Origin of the sequence: Achromobacter insuavis (assembly GCF_902859645.1) — a bacterium.
In the GTDB taxonomy this organism is placed as follows: domain Bacteria; phylum Pseudomonadota; class Gammaproteobacteria; order Burkholderiales; family Burkholderiaceae_B; genus Achromobacter; species Achromobacter insuavis.
This window is the reverse complement of the sequence record NZ_CADIJR010000107.1, coordinates 1-16,762: the sequence shown is the minus strand read 5'-3', so window position 1 is coordinate 16,762 and position 16,762 is coordinate 1. Positions and strand designations below refer to the sequence as shown.

The following is a 16,762-nucleotide window of genomic DNA, read 5'->3' as shown; positions in this document are numbered from 1 at the left end:
GCCCCCGCCGCGCCGGCCGAACCGGTCGCCGCTCCGGCTCCGGTTGCTGCCCCGGCTCCGGTTGCCGCTCCGGCGCCGGTCGCCGCGCCCGTGGCCGCCGCGCCGGTCAGCGCCCAGCCCATCGTGGTGCCGGCAACGGCTCCGTCGGCCAAGGCCCAGGCCCTGCACGAAGTGGTCAACGCCGCCGGTCTGCAGTGGGTGGAAACCGACCCAGAGCGCCACGCGCAGACGCAGCTGCGCATCGCCGCCGCGCACACGCCGGTGCGCCTGGGCCGCGAGCGCAAGCCGGTGGCGCAGGTCTCGAACGAACCCCTGGTTCAGGTCGAAACCCGCCACTGAAGCAAGCCGCGCAAGCAAAAGCCCCCATCGAATGATGGGGGCTTTTTTTTCAGATCACGCACCTACGTTCGACAACCTGCTCGACCGCCTCTGCTTCGGGGGCCGGCGAGCAACGCTGGCAGTTGCCGGCGGTCAGCTCGCGCAGCGCGCATTCATCGCGCTTCCGGCCAAGTCTTCAGAACGCGCACACCTTCGGTTCCAGCCCCGGGCCAAAGCTGGATCACGTATCGGTCATCTCCTTCCAGGCCATCTTCATCGAGCGTGTCCAGGCCGGAAAAACTGGCACGCACGCCGAGCGGCCCCACCGTCACGGGAAGTCGCGGCGCGGTGGGCGCGTAATCCGTCAAGCCGGCCAGCACGAGTTGACCCGAGGGACAATCGAACCGGGCCTCGACAACGTGTTGGTAGGCATCGAGATCGGGAGCGGGACGCTGATCGTGCCATTCAACGCGGATCGGCACGGTCATATTGCGCGCTGTCTGGAGGACGACGGCATAGGGCCCGACCATGAGGCGGCGGGCCAACACCTCATCGGTGTAATCGTCAGGCAGGTCGGGATGCCCCTCATCGTGCAGGTAGAGCTGGAAATAGTCGGCGAAGAGCTCGCCTTGATAGAGTATCGAGGATGCCGTTGGACGAGCGGCCATGGGCTGTGTCATCGTGATCACTCCGGTTCGCGAACCCTCAATGGGTGAAAGGCGGCATGCCCCGCCTGGAAATACGCCGCGAGTCGCCGGGGCATGGCGCGCACCGTGGTCGAAAAAAACCCTCGTCGCCGAGGGTTTTCGTTTGTCAGGCCGGATCGCGCAGCGATCAGAACTGGTACGTGTAGGTCAGCTGCACCATGTCCAGGCCCGGGTTCGGGCGCTTGATGCTGGCGTTGGAGAAGTGCGAGTAGCGCACGCCGATGCGGTTGTTCGGCGTCAGCAGGAAGCCCATGCCGACGTGGTCGCCGAACTGGAAGGCGGTGCTGATGTTCTCGTCGGCGAAGCGGGTGCGCGAGAACACGGTGGCGCCGATACCGGCTTCGAGGTAGAAACGCTCGCCGGTCCACCAGCGGAACATCGGGATGGCGTTCAGTTGCCAGACGCTGCTCGGCGAACGATCGCCGTCAGCCCACCAGTACGAAGCGCCGAATTCCGGCGTCAGGTCGAGGCGGCCCCAGTTGCCGCCGAATTGGTACGTCCAGATCGACGGGGTTTCGTAGTTCAGCGTCAGGCGCTGGTAGTGGTCACCGATACCGTAGTGCAGGCTCACGCCGCCCTGGGTGCCTTGAGACGACTGCGCGCTGGCAAGGGTAGCGCCACAGGCCAGGGCCAGACCGACAAGGCGGACGAGCATTTTCTTCTTGGTCGACTGCATTGGGAGCAACTCCGTATTTTGTTGGCACGAACACCCGGCAAAAATCACAGGTGACATCGAGTACTACAGAACATAGCAAAAACCGGGCCAGAAGGCTCGCAATATGTCGCAATAAGGCAACATAATCGATGGAAAACACTGTTCCGCCCGGCGGACGAAATGTTGTTGTCATGCGCCAGCCCGCGCGCACGTGAAAACGCCGCCGGCACAATGGCGCGGCGGCGTCCTGGTGAGCCTGCCCCGGACGGCATGGGCAGGCCGGCGGATCGGTCAGGCGGCGGTGACGACGTCGGCCGGCTGATTGGTCAGCAGCGCCAGCAGGCGGGCGATTTCCTCGCGCAGCTGACGGCGGTCCACGACCATGTCGATGGCGCCCTTCTGCAGCAGGAACTCGGCGCGCTGGAAGCCTTCGGGCAGCTTCTCGCGCACGGTCTGTTCGATCACGCGCGGACCGGCAAAGCCGATCAGGGCCTTCGGTTCGGCGATGACCACGTCGCCCATGAAGGCGAAGCTGGCGGACACGCCGCCCATGGTGGGATCGGTCAGCACGCTGATGAACGGCAGGCCGGCCGCCGACAGGCGCGTCAGCATGGCGTTGGTCTTGGCCATCTGCATCAGCGACAGCAGGCTTTCCTGCATGCGCGCGCCGCCCGAGGCGGCCACGCAGATGAAGGGCGTCTTGTTGTCGAGCGCGGCCTGGGCGCCGCGCGCGAAGCGCTCGCCGACCACCGAGCCCATGGAACCGCCCATGAACTCGAATTCAAAGCACGCCAGCGTGGCGGGCACGCCGCGGATGGAACCGCTGACCACCACCAGCGCGTCGGTCTCGCCCGTCTGCTTGACGGCTTCGGCCAAGCGCTCGGGGTACTTGCGGGTGTCCTTGAACTTCAGCGTATCCACCGACCGCGTGGACTGGCCGATCTCGACCCGGCCTTCGAGGTCGAGCAGCGACTCGATGCGAGCGCGGGCGCCGATGCGCATGTGGTGGTCGCACTTGGGGCAAACGTGCAGGTTGGCCGCGAGATCTTCGCTGTACAGCACCGTTTCGCACGACGGGCATTTCACCCACAGGCCTTCCGGCACGCGGCGGGCGCCGCTGTCGCTGGTCTTGTTGATGCGAGGCGGCAGGAGTTTTTCGATCCAGCTCATTGTTTGTTCATCCCGTAAGGAGGTCGCGCCAGGCCGTTCAGGCCGACGCGCTCTGTCGTTTTACTTGGTCCAGCGCCTGCCGGATGGTGCGCAGCCAGCCGCTGGCGGCGGCGACTGCGGCGTCGGTTTGCTGGGCGGCGGGGGCGTTGGCCACCGCCTGCTCCATGGTTTCAATCAGTTTGCTGCCGATGACGACCGCGTCGGCCACGGCGGCCACGCGCTGCGCGCTGTCGGCGTCGCGGATGCCGAAGCCCACGCCGACCGGAATGTCGCGCACGTGGCGGCGGATCACGGCCAGGCGCTCGGCCACGTTGTCGGTGTTGAGCGAGCCGGCGCCCGTCACGCCCTTGAGCGACACGTAGTAGACATAACCGCGGGCCACCTTGGCCACGGCCTGGATGCGGTCCTCGGTGGAGGTCGGCGCCAGCAGGAAGATCGGGGCGATGCCGTGGCGGCCGAGGGTTTCGGCGAACTCGACCACCTCTTCGGGCGGATAGTCGACCACCAGGACGCCGTCGACGCCGGCGGCTTCGGCGCGGCGGGCGAATTCAGCCTGGCCCATGCGTTCGATGGGATTGGCGTAGCCCATCAGCACCACCGGCGTGGCCGTGTCGCGCTGGCGGAATTCGGTGACCAGGTCGAGCACGCGGCTCAGCCCCACGCCCTGGGCGATGGCGCGGTCGGCGGCGCGCTGGATCACCGGGCCGTCGGCCATGGGATCGGAGAACGGCACGCCCAGTTCCAGGACGTCGGCGCCGGCCTCGACCAGCGCGTGCATCAGGGGAACGGTGGCGGCGGGCGAAGGATCGCCGGCCGCGATGTAGGGGATCAGCGCCGCGGCGCGGCCGGATTCGGCGGTGCGCGCAAAGGCGGCGGCGATGCGATCGGAGCGGGTTGTCGTCATATCAGAGTTCGATACCGGCGCGTTCGGCGACGGTATGCATGTCCTTGTCGCCACGGCCCGACAGATTGACCAGGATGACCGCGTCGCGCGGCAGCGTGGCGGCCATCTTCACGGCCTGGGCGATGGCATGGGAGGATTCCAGCGCCGGCATGATGCCTTCGATGCGGCAGCAGTCGTGGAAGGCCTTGAGGGCTTCATCGTCGGTGATGCCGGCGTATTCGGCGCGGCCGGTATCCTTGAGCCAGGCGTGCTCGGGGCCGACACCCGGGTAGTCCAGGCCGGCCGAGACCGAGTGCGTTTCCTGGACCTGGCCGTCGGCGTCCTGCATGACGTAGGTACGGTTGCCGTGCAGCACGCCGACCTGGCCGGCGGCCAGCGACGCGGCATGCTTGCCGCTGTCCATGCCCTCGCCGGCGGCTTCGACGCCGATCAGGCGCACGTTCTCGTACGGAATGTAGGGGTGGAAGATGCCCATGGCGTTGGAACCGCCGCCGACCGCGGCCACGACGTAGTCGGGCTGGCGGCCGATGGCCTCGGGCATCTGCGTCAGGCATTCATTGCCGATGACGGTCTGGAAGTCGCGCACCATGCGCGGATAGGGGTCGGGACCCGCCACCGTGCCGATGATGTAGAAGGTGTTCTCGATGTTGGTGACCCAGTCGCGCATGGCTTCGTTGAGCGCGTCCTTCAGGGTGCGCGAACCGGACGTGACCGGCACCACCGTGGCGCCCAGCAGCTTCATGCGATAGACGTTGGAGGCCTGGCGGCGGACGTCTTCGCTGCCCATGTAGACCACGCATTCCATGCCGTAGCGGGCGGCCACCGTGGCCGTGGCCACGCCGTGCTGGCCGGCGCCGGTCTCGGCGATGACGCGCGGCTTGCCCATGCGCTTGGCCAGCAGGGCCTGGCCGATGCAGTTGTTGACCTTGTGCGCGCCGGTGTGGTTCAGGTCTTCGCGCTTGAACCAGATCTGGGCGCCGCCCAGCATTTCCGACCAGCGGCGGGCGTGGTAGACCGGGCTGGGGCGGCCGACGAAATGCTTGAGTTCGTAGTTGAACTCTTCCAGGAAGGCGGGATCGGTACGGTAGTGGTCATAGGCGGCGCGCAGCTCGTCGAGCGCGTGCATCAGCGTTTCCGCCACGAAAACACCGCCATAAGGACCGAAATGGCCCTGGGCATCCGGAAAATCGTAAGGTTTCACCAAGCATCTCCCCCGGTATCGCGGCCAACCTCTGCCGGCCGCAAATCCGGTTTGCAACCCGTCATTTTACCTGACGCCGGCCATGGCGGGGGGTCGCCCCCGACCCGGCCGGGCGCCTCCCGGGGTGTCCCGGGCGGACGGCCCGGCTGGTCGCCCATGCCGGTCACCCTGGCCGGGTCGCCTCAGAGCGACTGGCCCATGCGGCGCAGGAACGTTTCGCAGGCGGCCAGCTGGTCGAGCGCGACGAATTCGTCGGGCTTGTGCGCCTGTTCGATGTGGCCGGGGCCGCAGACCACCGTGGGGATGCCGATGCCCTGGAACAGGCCAGCTTCGGTGCCGTAGGCGACCTTGCGGGTGGCGCGGTCCTCGGTCAGGGCGCGCACCAGCTGGGTGATGGCGGCTTCCTCGGAGGCCTCCAGGGCGGGCGCGGCGGCGCCGGTCTCGATTTCGATGCTGGCGCCGTCGAATTCGGCCTTCATGCGCGGCAGGAGCTCATCGCGCACGTATTTTTCGACTTCTGCCTGGATCTGGTCGGGTTGCATGCCCGGCAGGTTGCGGAATTCATAGGTGAATTCGCACAGTTCGGGAATGGTGTTGACCGCGATGCCGCCCCGGATCTGGTTGGTCGTCATGGTCGAGAACGGCACGTCGTAGAACTGGTCGTACGGGCCGTTGGCCTTGAAGCTGTCGGCCAGATCGCGGATGCGGCAGATCAGGCGGGCGGCGTATTCGATGGCGTTGCAGCCGCGCGGGGTCAGCGACGAGTGCGCCGCCTTGCCGTGCACCTTGCAGCGGAACAGGTTGATGCCCTTGTGCGCCACCACCACCTGCATGCCGGTGGGCTCGCCCACCACGCAGCCTTCGGGACGGATGCCGCGGTCGTGCAGGTCGGCCAGCATGTACGGCGCGCCGGCGCAGCCGACTTCCTCGTCGTAGGAGAACGCCAGGTGGATCGGCTTCTTGCGCGGCATCGCCAGGAATTCCGGCACCAGCGCCAGCGAGCCGGCGATGAAACCCTTCATGTCGCAGCTGCCGCGGCCGTACAGCAGGCCGTCTTTCTCGACCAGCTTGAACGGGTCGGTGCTCCAGTCCTGGCCGTCGACCGGCACCACGTCGGTATGGCCCGACAGGACGATGCCGCCCTGCTGGTTGCCGTCCTGCGCCGGCAGGGTGGCGAAGAGATTGGCCTTGGTGCGCTCGGGATTGTGCGCCAGCCATGCCTCGACGCCCTGGCCCTTGAGCCAGTCACGGACGGTCTCGATGAGGGCAAGATTGGAATTTCGGCTGGTGGTGTCGAAACCGACCAGCGTCTCCAGCCAGGTGCGCGCGTTCATGTAGCAACTCTCTCGGGGAAAAGAAGGAGTGTAAAGCCAGGACGCGTCCGCGTCCCGCGGTCGCGTGGCCGTCCGAGGCGGACACAGGCCTAGAATGACGCCATTCCAGCCGTAAACCCCCAAGGAGAATCCGTGCAGCACAAAGCAGTTCCCACGCGCAACATCGTGGCGGCAGTCATTGGCAATGCCCTCGAATGGTATGACTTCCTGGTGTTCGCGTTCATGACGCCGATCATCTCGAAATTGTTCTTCCCCACCGATCCCAGCGTTCCCGGCAGCGAGCTGAACGCCATCCTGATGACCACCGCGATCTTCGGCGTCGGGTTCTTCATGCGCCCCGTGGGCGGCATCATCCTGGGCCTGTATGGCGACAAGAAGGGCCGCAAGGCGGCGATGGTGCTGGTGACCTCGCTGATGGCCGTGTCCATCGCCCTGATCACCGTGGCCCCCACCTATCATGCGGCGGGCATCCTGGCCCCCATCTTCATCCTGATCGCGCGGCTGCTGCAGGGCTTCTCGGCCGGCGGCGAGTTCGGCACCTCGACCGCCCTGCTGATCGAGATGGCCCCCAATGGCAGGCGCGGCTTCTACGGCTCGTGGCAGATGGCCGGGCAGATGCTGGCGCTGCTGCTGGGCGCGGCCTGCGGCACCCTGATCACCGAGTTCTTCACGCAGGAGCAGATCGCGGCCTGGGCCTGGCGCCTGCCGTTCGCGTTCGGCCTGGTGATTGTGCCGATCGCCATCTATATCCGCCGCAACATCGACGAAACCGACGCCTTCAAGCAGATGAAGGAAGACGAGCGCCAGGCCGCCGCGCGCGGCGAGGTGCAACGCCTGAGCCTGGGCGAGATGGTGCGCGCCCACACGCGCGAAACCCTGATCGGCGTGGGCCTGGTGGTGACGGCGACGGTGTCGATCTACATCACCTTCACCTACCTGGTGACCTACTCGACCCAGATCCTGAAGCTGCCGCTGAACCAGACCTTCCTGGTGCAGATGGCGGGCGCGGCGCTGATGGTGCTGCTGACGCCGTTCATGGGCGCCTGGTCCGACCGCGTCGGCCGTCGGCCGCTGGTGATCGGTTCGCTGATCGGCTACCTGCTGGTGCTGTACCCGCTGTATCACTGGCTGTCGGACGCGCCGTCGATCGGCCGCCTGCTGACCGTGCAGATCGTGGTCTGCGTATTCGTGTCGGCGTTCTTCGGCGTGTTCAGCACCGTCATGGCGGAGCTGTTCCCGGCGCGGGTGCGCTCGGTCGGGCTGTCGCTGGCCTATAACGTGGCGGTGATGATCTTCGGCGGTTTCGCGCAGTTCATCGTGACCTGGCTGATCAAGACCACCGGCTCGCCGATGGCGCCGGCCTACTACGTGATGTTCGGCGTGGCGCTGGGCCTGGTGGCGTCGTTCTTCATGCGTGAACGCGCTCACGAGAACCTGGACCACTGAGCTTCGCCGGGATGCGCCCGGGCCGCGATGGCCCGGGCAGCCGCTTCCGCATTCTGTCCCGCGCGGCCTGCATCCGGGCTCCATCCCGGATGGCCTGCCTTGGGACCTATCCCTCCAGGATGCCGCGCCGGGCTAGCGGCGCGCCGCCGACGACACGCCCGGCACCTCGGCCAGCGCATCGAGCGCGCGGGCCAGCGATTCGCCGCCGCGCACTTCCACCGTGAACACCATGTGGGCCAGCGACTGCCGGCTCTGCGTGTTCACGCCCACCACGTTCAGGCGCAGGCGCGCGAACACTTCGGACAGGTCGCGCAGCAGGCCGGAACGGTCGTGCGCGCGCACGCTGATGTCGACCGGGTAGAACGTGTCGGCCGGGGTCTCGCCCCAGGCCACCTCGATCACCCGTTCGGGCTCGCGCGCGGCCAGCGCCAGATAGCTGTGGCAATCGCTGCGGTGGATCGACACGCCGCGCCCGCGCGTGACGAAGCCGGCGATGGCATCGGGCGGCGCCGGACGGCAGCAGCGCGCCAGCTGCGTCAGCAGCGAGCCCACCCCCACCACCAGCACCCCGCTCTTGCCGCTTTTCTCGGCGCTGCCGGCGCTGGCGTGGCGCAGCGCCGCCGGCTGCGGCTCGACGGCTGGCCCCGGCTGCTGGAACACGGCATCGATCTGCCGCAGGCTGAATTCTTCCTTGGCCGCGGCGACATAAAGGTCGTCGGCGCGGGCAAAGCCGAGGTTCTGCGCCAGCTGTTCGAGATTGACGGCGGTCTTGCCGAGCCGCTGCAATTCCTTTTCGACCAGCGCCTGGCCTTGCGTGATGCGCTGCTGCAGTTCGATGGCGTTGAACCACATGCGCACCTTGGCGCGGGCCCGCGGGCTGGCCAGGAAACCGAGCTGCGGGTTGAGCCAGTCGCGCGACGGGCCGCCCGACTTGGCCGAGATGATCTCGACCGTCTGGCCGGTGGCCAGGCGCGTCTGCAACGGCACCATCTGGCCATCGACGCGCGCGCCGCGGCAGCGGTGGCCCAGGTCGGTGTGCAGGTGATAGGCGAAGTCGACCGGCGTGGCGCCGGCCGGCAACTCGATCACGCGCGCCTGCGGCGTCAGCACGTAGATGCGCTCGTCCGTCGGCGCGGGCGCGGCGGCGGCGTGGCGGCTCTTGCCCGGGCCGGACCTGGCGGCGGCCGGCCTGGCCGTCTCGGGCGTGTCGGCGGCGGGCGCATCGCCCGCCTCGACGTCGCTGTTCCAGGCCAGCAGTTGGCGCATCCAGGCCAGTTGCCGGTCGTATTCGCTGGAGGCGGCCACCTGCCCGCCCTTGGCGCCGGCCTCCTTGTAGCGCCAGTGCGCGGCCATGCCGTACTCGGCGAACTGGTGCATCTCGCGGGTGCGGATCTGCACCTCGAACGGGCGGCCGTCGTCGTCGGCCACCACCGTATGCAGCGAGCGGTAGCCGTTGGGCTTGGGCCGCGAAATGTAATCGTCGAACTCGTCGGACAGCGGCGTCCACATCTCGTGGACCATGCCCAGCGCCGTGTAGCAGGCGCGCACGTCGTCGACGATGATGCGCAGCGCGCGCAGGTCGTACATCTGGGAGAAGTCCAGGCGCTTGACCCGCATCTTGTTCCAGATGCTGTAGATGTGCTTGGGCCGACCGCTGACCTCGGCGTCGATGCCATGCTTGGCCAGCGCCGTCTGCAGGCGCTCGATGGCGCCGGCGATGAAGGCTTCGCGCTCGACCCGCTTTTCCTCGAGCAGGCGGGCGATCTGCTTGTAGCGGTCGGGCTCCAGGAAGCGGAACGCCAGGTCTTCCATTTCCCACTTGATCTGCCAGATGCCCAGGCGGTTGGCCAGCGGCGCGTACAGGTCGAGCGTCTCGCGGGCGAAGTCGGTCGAACAGGGAGTCTTGCTTTCGGCGTGCCAGCGCAGAGTCCGCAGGCGCGAGGCCAGGCGCATCAAGACGATGCGCAGGTCGGCCGCCATGGCCAGCAGCATCTTGCGCTGCATTTCCTTCTGCGAGCCGGTTTCCGCCACCGCGTCGCTGGCCTGCCGCGCCACCACGCCCAGCCGCAGCAGGGCCCGGGTGCCCTGGACCAGGCGCGCAACCTCGGCGCCGAAGGCCGTGGCGACCGGGTCGTTGCGCAGCGCGGGCGCCGGCACGGTCAGGTCGGTCGGCAAGGCCGCCAGCAGGGCCGCGGCGCGCGTGGCCGCATCGGTATGCAGGCCCGCCAGGATCCGCACCACGCCCGCGCCGTGCGAGGCCAGCGGTTCGCCCGTCAGGGCCTGCTGGCCCTCGAAGCGGGGAACCGACCAGGCCACCGCCTGGTCGATAAGCGCAAGGCCATCGGCGTCGAGCCCCGCCCCCGCCTCCTGTCGCCAGGAAGCGTCGAAAGGCGAAGGCGCATCAGGAACGGGCGGGGCGGACATCGCGGGAGTATTGCGGTTACGGTAATCGAAGATTCCGACACTCTACACTAGGAATCAACGCTGAAAACCCCGGCAACCACCGGGCACATATACAAGGAACCCAAGCTTATGTTGCGCTGGCTCAAGGGCCGGGGTGCGCGCGCCGCCGAGGTGGCGCAGATGCAGGCCCGGATCGCGCCCGAACTCTGGCGGCAGGTGCTGGACGCCCACCCCTTCCTGGCGGCGCTGGACGCCGATGAATCCGCGCAGTTGCTGGCGCGCTCGGCCTGGCTGCTGGCCAGCAAGACGATCAATGGCGCCCAGGGCCTGGAGGTCACCGACTTCATGCGGCTGTCTATCGCCGCCCAGGCCAGCCTGCCGATCCTGAACCTGACGCCCACGCTGTACGAGGGCTGGGACGAAATCATCGTGTATCCGGCCGGATTCCGCATCCCGCGCAAGCAGATGGACGAGGACGGCGTGATGCACGAATACCTGGAGGATGCCGCCGGCGAGGCCTGGGACGGCGGCCCGCTGGTGCTGTCCTGGGAGGACACGCAACTGTCCGAAGGCGGCTTCAACGTGGTGATCCACGAGTTCGCGCACAAGCTCGACCTGCAATCCGGCTTTGCCGACGGCATGCCGTCGCTGGCGGCGCACGGCGATCTCAAGCCGCGCGACTGGCGCCGCGTCCTGGACGACAGCCTGGACCGCTTCATCGCCGCGGTGGACGCGGTGGAGGCCGCCGTTCCGCACGACGTGGATCCGGAAAGCGCCGAGGCCGACGCCTGGTACGGCCGCTTGCCGCTCGACCCTTACGCCGCCACCGACGAGGCCGAGTTCTTCGCCGTCAGTTCCGAGCACTTCTTCGTCGATCCCCACCCGATGGCCGAGGCGCTGCCGGAATGGTTCGGCCTGCTGCGCGCCTATTACCGCCAGGACCCCCTGGCGCGCTACGCATGAAACGGCTGCTGATCGTGTGGCACTCCCGCACCGGCGCGGCCCGCCAGATGGCCGAGGCCGCCGCCCGGGGCGCGGCCGCGGCGGCGGCGCTGCTGGAACAGCCGGACGAACTGGCGGTGACGCTGCGCCGCGCCGCGGATGCCGGGGTGGACGAGGTGCTGGCCAGCGACGGCTTGCTGTTCTGCGCGCCGGAGAACCTGGCCAGCCTGAGCGGCGAAATGAAGGAATTCTTCGACCGCTGCTACTACGGCGCGCTGGACCGCATCGCCGGCCGCCCCTACGCCTGCCTGGTCAGCGCCGGCAGCGATGGCGCCGGCGCGGCGCGCCAGGTGGAGCGCATCTGCACCGGCTGGCGCCTGCGGGCCGTGGCTCCGCCGCTGATCGTCAATCTGGGCGCACAGACGCCGCAACAGATCGCCGCCCCCAAGACCGTCGCGCCGGCCGAGCTGGCGCGCTGCGAAGAAGCCGGCGGCCTGCTCGCGGGCCTGCTGCTGACGGCGGGGTGACGCCACGCGAGGCGTCCAGGAATAAAAAAAGCCCTCCGGCCTGCCGGAGGGCTTTTCATCGTGCGTCCGCGCCGATCAGGCGATGGCGGCGGTGACGACGATCTCGACCTTGAAGTCGGGGTTGGCCAGGCGGGCCTCGACGGTGGCGCGCGGGGGCGAGTTGCCGTCGGCGACCCAGGCGTCCCAGGCCTTGTTCATGCCGTCGAATTCCTTCATGTTGGCCACGTAGATCTGGGCCATCAGGATCTTGGTCTTGTCGGTGCCGGCTTCGGCCAGCAGGCGATCGATGGTGGCGAGCACTTGCTCGGTCTGGCCGGTGATGTCCAGCGTGGAATCGTCCGGCACCTGGCCCGCCAGGTACGCGACGCCGTTGTAGACGGCCATGTCCGACAGGCGCTTGGCGACGTGGAAGCGCTTGATGCTGCTCATGAATATTCCCCTAATGACGAGTTGCGGGTTGAACAATGCGAAGAATGGCGAACTTTACCCTGCCCGGGCCGGGCCCCGCTAGGCGGGCGGCAGCTGGAACACCTGGCGCAGATAGGCCAGGTAGGCCGGATCGTCGCACATGGTCTTCTCGGGCGCGTCGGACACCTTGGCCACCGGCTGGCCGTTGCAGCGGACCATCTTCATGACGATCTGCAGCGGTTCGTGGCCCAGGTCGTTGGTCAGGTTGGTGCCGATGCCGAACGAGACCTTGCAGCGCCCGGCGAACTGGCGCGCCAGCTCGATGGCGCGCGGGAAGGTCAGCGAATCCGAGAACACCAGTGTCTTGGCGCGCGGGTCGACGCGGTTCTTGCGGTAGTGCTCGAGCAGCCGCTCGCCCCAGACGAAGGGATCGCCCGAGTCGTGCCGCGCGCCGTCGAACAGCTTGCAGAAATACATGTCGAAGTCGCGCAGGAAGGCGTCCATGCCATAGACGTCCGACAGCGCGATGCCGAGGTCGCCGCGGTATTCCTTGGCCCACACCTCCAGCGCGAACACCTGCGAATCGCGCAGCCGCGGACCCAGCGCCTGGCAGGCCTGCAGGTATTCGTGGCCCATGGTGCCCAGCGGCAGCACCTCGTGCTGCTTGGCCAGCAGCACGTTGCTGGTGCCGGCGAAGTGCGGACCCATCTGAGCCTTCATGGTCGAGACGATCTCTTCGTGCCAGACCTTGGAGAAACGGCGCCGGGTGCCGTATTCGGCCACGCGGAAATCGGCCAGCGCCGGGTCGTCCAGCACCAGGTGCATCTTGGATTGCAGGCGCTTGCGGCCCTCGGCCCAGTCCGGGTTCTTGCGCGTGTTGCGGAAGTAGACCTCGTTGACGATGGCCAGCACCGGGATCTCGAAGAGGATGGTGTGCAGCCAGGGGCCCTTGACCTCGATGCTGATCTCGCCCGGCCCCTCGCCCTCTTCGATGCTGATGCAGCGCTCGGGCAGGTGGAACAGTTCGAGGAAATCGACGAAGTCGCTTTTGATGAAACGCAAGCCACCCAGATATTTAAGTTCGTCCTCGGTGAAGCGCAGCTGGCACAGCTGGTGCACTTCTTCGCGGATTTCATCCAGGTAGGGACGCAGGTTGACCCCGCGCGTGCGGCACTTGTAACGGTACTCGACCTGGGCAGCGGGAAACTGATGCAGCACCACCTGCATCATGCTGAATTTGTACAGGTCGGTGTCGAGCAGCGAGGTGATTATCATGATTACGCGTATCGTTTCGCGACACCATAGCACAGCGGGACCCCGCAATACCCCAATGCGCCACGATGTCAACACGGGTATTGGCGGCGGTTTGGCGCCGCATTGGGTAAAATCCGCCCAACAAGACACAAATGCCGCCTGCCCGGAGTTCCTGAGAATGACCCACGTAGTCACCGAAAACTGTATCAAGTGCAAGTACACCGATTGCGTCGACGTATGCCCGGTGGACTGTTTTCGTGAGGGTCCGAACTTCCTGGTGATCGACCCCGACGAGTGCATCGACTGTGCCGTGTGCATCCCCGAATGCCCGGCCAACGCCATCTACGCCGAGGAAGACGTGCCGCAGGACCAGCTCAACTTCATCGCCCTGAACGCCGAGCTCTCGCCCGAGTTCGCCAGCATCAGCCGCGCCAAGAAGCCGCTGCCCGACGCCGACGAATGGAACGGCAAGCAGGACAAGCTGCAATACCTGGAAAAATAATCCGCGAGCGCGGGGCCGCCCAGGCCTCGCGACGCGCGATGCCCCGATGACCGACGATTCCAAATACACGCGCCAAACCGTTACCCACGTCCATACCTGGGTGCCCGACAAGCTGTTCTCGGTGCGCGTCACGCGCGACGACGCGTATGCCTTCCAGCCGGGCCAGTTCGCCCGGGTCGGTCTGCCCGGCGCCGAGGATCCCGCCGGCCCGCCCACCCTGTGGCGCGCCTACTCGATGGTGTCGGCCCCGCACCAGCCCTGGCTGGAGTTCTATTCCATCGTGGTGCCCGAGGGCCTGTTCAGCCCGCGCATGGCGCGGCTGCAGCCGGGCGACGCGCTCTATGTCGAAAAAGCGCCCTACGGCTTCCTGACGCTGGAGCGCTTCGCGCCCGGCGGCGACCTCTGGCTGCTGGCCTCCGGCACCGGCCTGTCGGCCTACCTGTCGATCCTGCGCGATCCTGCCGTCTGGCGCGCCTATCGCCGCATCGTGCTGGTGCACGGCGTGCGCACCGCGGCGGAGCTGGCCTACCGCGAGGAAATCGAAGGCTGGCGCAATGATCCGTCCCTGAGCGAGCTGTTCGCGGCCGAACCGGACAAGCTGATCTACCTGCCCATCGCCACCCGAGAGGCGCTGCCCGGCATGCCGCAGGCGCGCCTGACCACCCTGATCGCCGACGGCGGACTGGAACGCCTGGCGGGCCTGCCGCTGGACCCGGAGCAAGCGAAGATCATGCTTTGCGGCAATCCGGACATGCTGGCCGATGCCCGCAAGTTGCTGGGCGAACGCGGCTTCAAGCCGGGCCGCCGCGGCATCCCCGGCAACCTCGCGGTGGAAAACTACTGGTGAGTCCCCGCCCCTGTCGGATCGGCCCCTGGCCCGTCCGGCCTAGGACGGAAATCCCCCTTTTTATGCCGCCGGCGCCCCTGGATTCCGCCCTAAACTGGTGCGCAAGGGATGACGGGTCGCATTTTCGCAACACAAAATCCGGTTTTCGGGCGCTTTCGTCAGACAAATTGGAAATACCGTTACTCCCCGGCGCAATAATCGGGGCACACGCACGACCCAGAAGGACTTCCCCAAATGCTGTACCAATTGCACGAAATGCAGCGCGCCTTCCTGACTCCGTTCGCTGCTTTCACGGATGCCGGTTCCCAGCTGTTCTCCAGCCCCTATAGCCCCCTCGCCTACACTCCGATCTCGCGCCAGATGGCCGCGGGATACGAGCTGATGACGCGCATCGGCAAGGAATACCAGAAACCCGCCTGGAACCTGCCGGCCACGGACATCAACGGCAAGTCGGTGCGGGTCACCGAATCGGTCGTGCTGGACAAGCCCTTCTGCCGCCTGGTGCACTTCCACCGCGACGTGCGCCAGACCCCGCAGGACGATCCCAAGGTGCTGCTGGTGGCGCCGCTGTCCGGCCACCACGCCACGCTGCTGCGCGACACCGTGCGCGCCCTGCTGCCCGGCCATGACGTCTACGTCACCGACTGGATCGACGCGCGCATGGTGCCGCTGTCGGCCGGCCCGTTCCACCTGAACGACTACGTGCGCTACGTGCAGGATTTCATCCGACACCTGGGGCCGGACGTGCACGTGATCTCGGTCTGCCAGCCCACCGTGCCGGTGCTGGCCGCCGTGTCGCTGATGGCCTCGGCCAACGATCCCTGCCAGCCGCGCAGCATGGTCATGATGGGCGGCCCGATCGATCCGCGCCAGTCGCCCACGCAAGTGAACCGCCTGGCCACCACCAAGCCCTATTCGTGGTTCGAGAACCAGGTCATCCACCCGGTGCCGCCGCGCTATCCGGGGTCGGGCCGCAAGGTCTACCCGGGCTTCCTGCAGCACGCCGGCTTCATGGCCATGAATCCCGACCGCCACATGAAGTCGCACTACGACTTCTACCTGGACCTGCTGCGCGGCGACGACAGCGACGCCGAGGCCCACCGCCGCTTCTACGACGAATACAACGCCGTGCTGGACATGCCGGCCGAGTTCTACCTGGACACCATCCGCATGGTGTTCCAGGAATTCGCGCTGCCCAACGGCACCTGGGAAGTCGACGGCCAGCTGGTGCGCCCGGCCGACATCAAGAAGGTGGCGCTGTTCACCATCGAAGGCGAGCTGGACGACATTTCCGGCCAGGGCCAGACGCGCGCGGCCATCAAGCTGTGCAAGAACATCCCGGCCGACCGCAAGATGCACTACACCGCTCCTAACTGCGGCCACTACGGGATTTTCTCGGGCCGCCGCTGGCGCGAAATGATCTGTCCTAAAATCGCGGAATTCATCCGGCAGTCGGCCTAGGGCGATCCGTCCTTGCCGAACCGTAGTCCACGGGGCCTGAAGGGCCCCGTTTGTTTTGATGCCCGACGGGCATTGCCTGTTTTCCCGCCCGCGCGGCCACGCCCGGATTCGCGCCCGCGCGGCGCCTTACGCTTTTCACTGTTCGCCATGTCCTGTCGTTCACTCGCCGACCGCGTCGACGCCCTGCTGCCCCAGACGCAATGCACCAAGTGCGGCTATGACGGCTGCCGGCCCTATGCCGACGCCATCGCCGCCGGCGATGCGCCCATCAACCGCTGCCCGCCGGGCGGCGACGAAGGCATCGCCGCGCTCGCCGCCCTGCTGCAGACGTCCGCGCTGCCGCTCGACCTGAGCCGCGGCGAGCCCGGCCCGCTGCTGGTGGCGCGCATCGACGAGGCGCACTGCATCGGCTGTACGCTGTGCATCCAGGCCTGCCCGGTCGACGCCATCGTCGGCGCCAACAAGCACATGCACACCGTGCTGGCCGACTGGTGCACCGGTTGCGACCTGTGCGTGGCGCCCTGTCCGGTGGACTGCATCCAGATGGTGCCCGCCGGCCGCGCCTGGAGCGCCGAGGACGCCGCCGCCGGCCGCCAGCGCCATCGCCGCCACCAGGCGCGCATGGAGCGCCTGGCCGCCGACAACGCGCGCCTGATGGCGCCCGAACCCGCGGCGGCGGCCAC

The 16,762-nt window shown here is 67.5% G+C and carries 16 protein-coding genes and 1 pseudogene; 8 read left to right on the top strand and 9 right to left on the bottom strand.

The window, feature by feature from the left end; translation table 11 throughout:
* Positions 1-339: pseudogene (locus H0523_RS29330) on the top strand (ribonuclease E/G); the annotation flags it as partial.
* 152 nt (positions 340-491) lie between these two features.
* Here the strand turns inward: H0523_RS29330 and H0523_RS29325 are convergent.
* The 6 genes from H0523_RS29325 to argE form a co-directional block, all read right to left on the bottom strand.
* Positions 492-998, bottom strand: coding sequence for a hypothetical protein (locus H0523_RS29325; RefSeq protein ID WP_082380376.1), 507 nt, complete (start codon positions 996-998; stop codon positions 492-494).
* 154 nt (positions 999-1,152) lie between these two features.
* Positions 1,153-1,701, bottom strand: a complete 549-nt coding sequence (locus H0523_RS29320; RefSeq protein ID WP_054429602.1) for an acyloxyacyl hydrolase — start codon at positions 1,699-1,701, stop codon at positions 1,153-1,155.
* A 270-nt stretch (positions 1,702-1,971) separates the two neighbouring features.
* Positions 1,972-2,850, bottom strand: coding sequence for an acetyl-CoA carboxylase, carboxyltransferase subunit beta (gene accD, locus H0523_RS29315; protein WP_054429603.1), 879 nt, complete (start codon positions 2,848-2,850; stop codon positions 1,972-1,974).
* A gap of 37 nt (positions 2,851-2,887) precedes the next feature.
* A complete protein-coding gene (gene trpA, locus H0523_RS29310; RefSeq protein WP_054429604.1) occupies positions 2,888-3,754 on the bottom strand; it encodes a tryptophan synthase subunit alpha in 867 nt (288 codons plus the stop codon).
* Position 3,755: 1 nt separating this feature from the next.
* A complete protein-coding gene (trpB, locus tag H0523_RS29305) occupies positions 3,756-4,955 on the bottom strand; it encodes a tryptophan synthase subunit beta (RefSeq protein ID WP_054429702.1) in 1,200 nt (399 codons plus the stop codon).
* A gap of 182 nt (positions 4,956-5,137) precedes the next feature.
* Positions 5,138-6,289, bottom strand: a complete 1,152-nt coding sequence (gene argE, locus H0523_RS29300) for an acetylornithine deacetylase (protein WP_054429605.1) — start codon at positions 6,287-6,289, stop codon at positions 5,138-5,140.
* Between the two features lie 132 nt (positions 6,290-6,421).
* Between argE and H0523_RS29295 the strand changes: the two genes are divergently transcribed.
* Entirely contained in the window at positions 6,422-7,735 is a 1,314-nt protein-coding gene (locus H0523_RS29295; protein WP_054429606.1) for an MFS transporter, read from the top strand.
* A 132-nt stretch (positions 7,736-7,867) separates the two neighbouring features.
* Here the strand turns inward: H0523_RS29295 and H0523_RS29290 are convergent, their stop codons facing one another.
* Entirely contained in the window at positions 7,868-10,159 is a 2,292-nt protein-coding gene (locus tag H0523_RS29290) for a RelA/SpoT family protein (RefSeq protein ID WP_054429607.1), read from the bottom strand.
* A gap of 108 nt (positions 10,160-10,267) precedes the next feature.
* Here H0523_RS29290 and H0523_RS29285 point away from each other — a divergent pair, with 108 nt between their 5' ends.
* Positions 10,268-11,101, top strand: a complete 834-nt coding sequence (locus H0523_RS29285) for a M90 family metallopeptidase (protein ID WP_054429608.1) — start codon at positions 10,268-10,270, stop codon at positions 11,099-11,101.
* Positions 11,098-11,607, top strand: coding sequence for a flavodoxin family protein (locus H0523_RS29280; protein ID WP_054429609.1), 510 nt, complete (start codon positions 11,098-11,100; stop codon positions 11,605-11,607). The genes H0523_RS29285 and H0523_RS29280 overlap by 4 nt, the downstream gene beginning before the upstream one ends.
* A 75-nt stretch (positions 11,608-11,682) precedes the next feature.
* On the opposite strand, the gene H0523_RS29275 is transcribed toward H0523_RS29280, so the two are convergent.
* Positions 11,683-12,036 carry a RidA family protein gene (locus tag H0523_RS29275; protein ID WP_054429610.1) on the bottom strand — a complete coding sequence of 118 codons (354 nt, stop codon included), beginning with the start codon at positions 12,034-12,036 and terminating at the stop codon, positions 11,683-11,685.
* Positions 12,037-12,114: 78 nt separating this feature from the next.
* On the bottom strand, positions 12,115-13,290 hold the full coding sequence (gene pncB / locus H0523_RS29270) for a nicotinate phosphoribosyltransferase (protein WP_054429611.1): 1,176 nt from the start codon (positions 13,288-13,290) through the stop codon (positions 12,115-12,117).
* A 157-nt stretch (positions 13,291-13,447) separates the two neighbouring features.
* On the opposite strand from pncB, the gene fdxA reads away from it, so the two are divergent.
* From fdxA to rsxB, 4 genes are all read left to right on the top strand, one after another.
* Positions 13,448-13,771: a ferredoxin FdxA gene (gene fdxA, locus H0523_RS29265; protein WP_006389264.1), complete on the top strand. Its 324-nt coding sequence runs from the start codon at positions 13,448-13,450 to the stop codon at positions 13,769-13,771.
* A 46-nt stretch (positions 13,772-13,817) separates the two neighbouring features.
* Positions 13,818-14,618, top strand: a complete 801-nt coding sequence (locus H0523_RS29260) for a ferredoxin--NADP reductase (RefSeq protein WP_054429612.1) — start codon at positions 13,818-13,820, stop codon at positions 14,616-14,618.
* A gap of 234 nt (positions 14,619-14,852) precedes the next feature.
* Positions 14,853-16,079, top strand: coding sequence for a polyhydroxyalkanoate depolymerase (locus H0523_RS29255; protein ID WP_054429613.1), 1,227 nt, complete (start codon positions 14,853-14,855; stop codon positions 16,077-16,079).
* Between the two features lie 147 nt (positions 16,080-16,226).
* Positions 16,227-16,762: electron transport complex subunit RsxB (gene rsxB / locus H0523_RS29250; protein WP_180180239.1), on the top strand; the 536-nt coding region annotated here is incomplete at its 3' end.

Excerpts from the sequence above, each read along its gene's own strand:
- H0523_RS29325 (WP_082380376.1), bottom strand. The coding sequence starts at position 998 with ATGACACAGCCCATGGCCGCTCGTCCAACGGCATCCTCGATACTCTAT.
- H0523_RS29320 (WP_054429602.1), bottom strand. The coding sequence starts at position 1,701 with ATGCAGTCGACCAAGAAGAAAATGCTCGTCCGCCTTGTCGGTCTGGCC.
- accD (WP_054429603.1), bottom strand. The coding sequence starts at position 2,850 with ATGAGCTGGATCGAAAAACTCCTGCCGCCTCGCATCAACAAGACCAGC.
- trpA (WP_054429604.1), bottom strand. The coding sequence starts at position 3,754 with ATGACGACAACCCGCTCCGATCGCATCGCCGCCGCCTTTGCGCGCACC.
- argE (WP_054429605.1), bottom strand. The coding sequence starts at position 6,289 with ATGAACGCGCGCACCTGGCTGGAGACGCTGGTCGGTTTCGACACCACC.
- H0523_RS29290 (WP_054429607.1), bottom strand. The coding sequence starts at position 10,159 with ATGTCCGCCCCGCCCGTTCCTGATGCGCCTTCGCCTTTCGACGCTTCC.
- H0523_RS29285 (WP_054429608.1), top strand. The coding sequence starts at position 10,268 with ATGTTGCGCTGGCTCAAGGGCCGGGGTGCGCGCGCCGCCGAGGTGGCG.
- H0523_RS29280 (WP_054429609.1), top strand. The coding sequence starts at position 11,098 with ATGAAACGGCTGCTGATCGTGTGGCACTCCCGCACCGGCGCGGCCCGC.
- H0523_RS29275 (WP_054429610.1), bottom strand. The coding sequence starts at position 12,036 with ATGAGCAGCATCAAGCGCTTCCACGTCGCCAAGCGCCTGTCGGACATG.
- pncB (WP_054429611.1), bottom strand. The coding sequence starts at position 13,290 with ATGATAATCACCTCGCTGCTCGACACCGACCTGTACAAATTCAGCATG.
- fdxA (WP_006389264.1), top strand. The coding sequence starts at position 13,448 with ATGACCCACGTAGTCACCGAAAACTGTATCAAGTGCAAGTACACCGAT.
- H0523_RS29260 (WP_054429612.1), top strand. The coding sequence starts at position 13,818 with ATGACCGACGATTCCAAATACACGCGCCAAACCGTTACCCACGTCCAT.
- H0523_RS29255 (WP_054429613.1), top strand. The coding sequence starts at position 14,853 with ATGCTGTACCAATTGCACGAAATGCAGCGCGCCTTCCTGACTCCGTTC.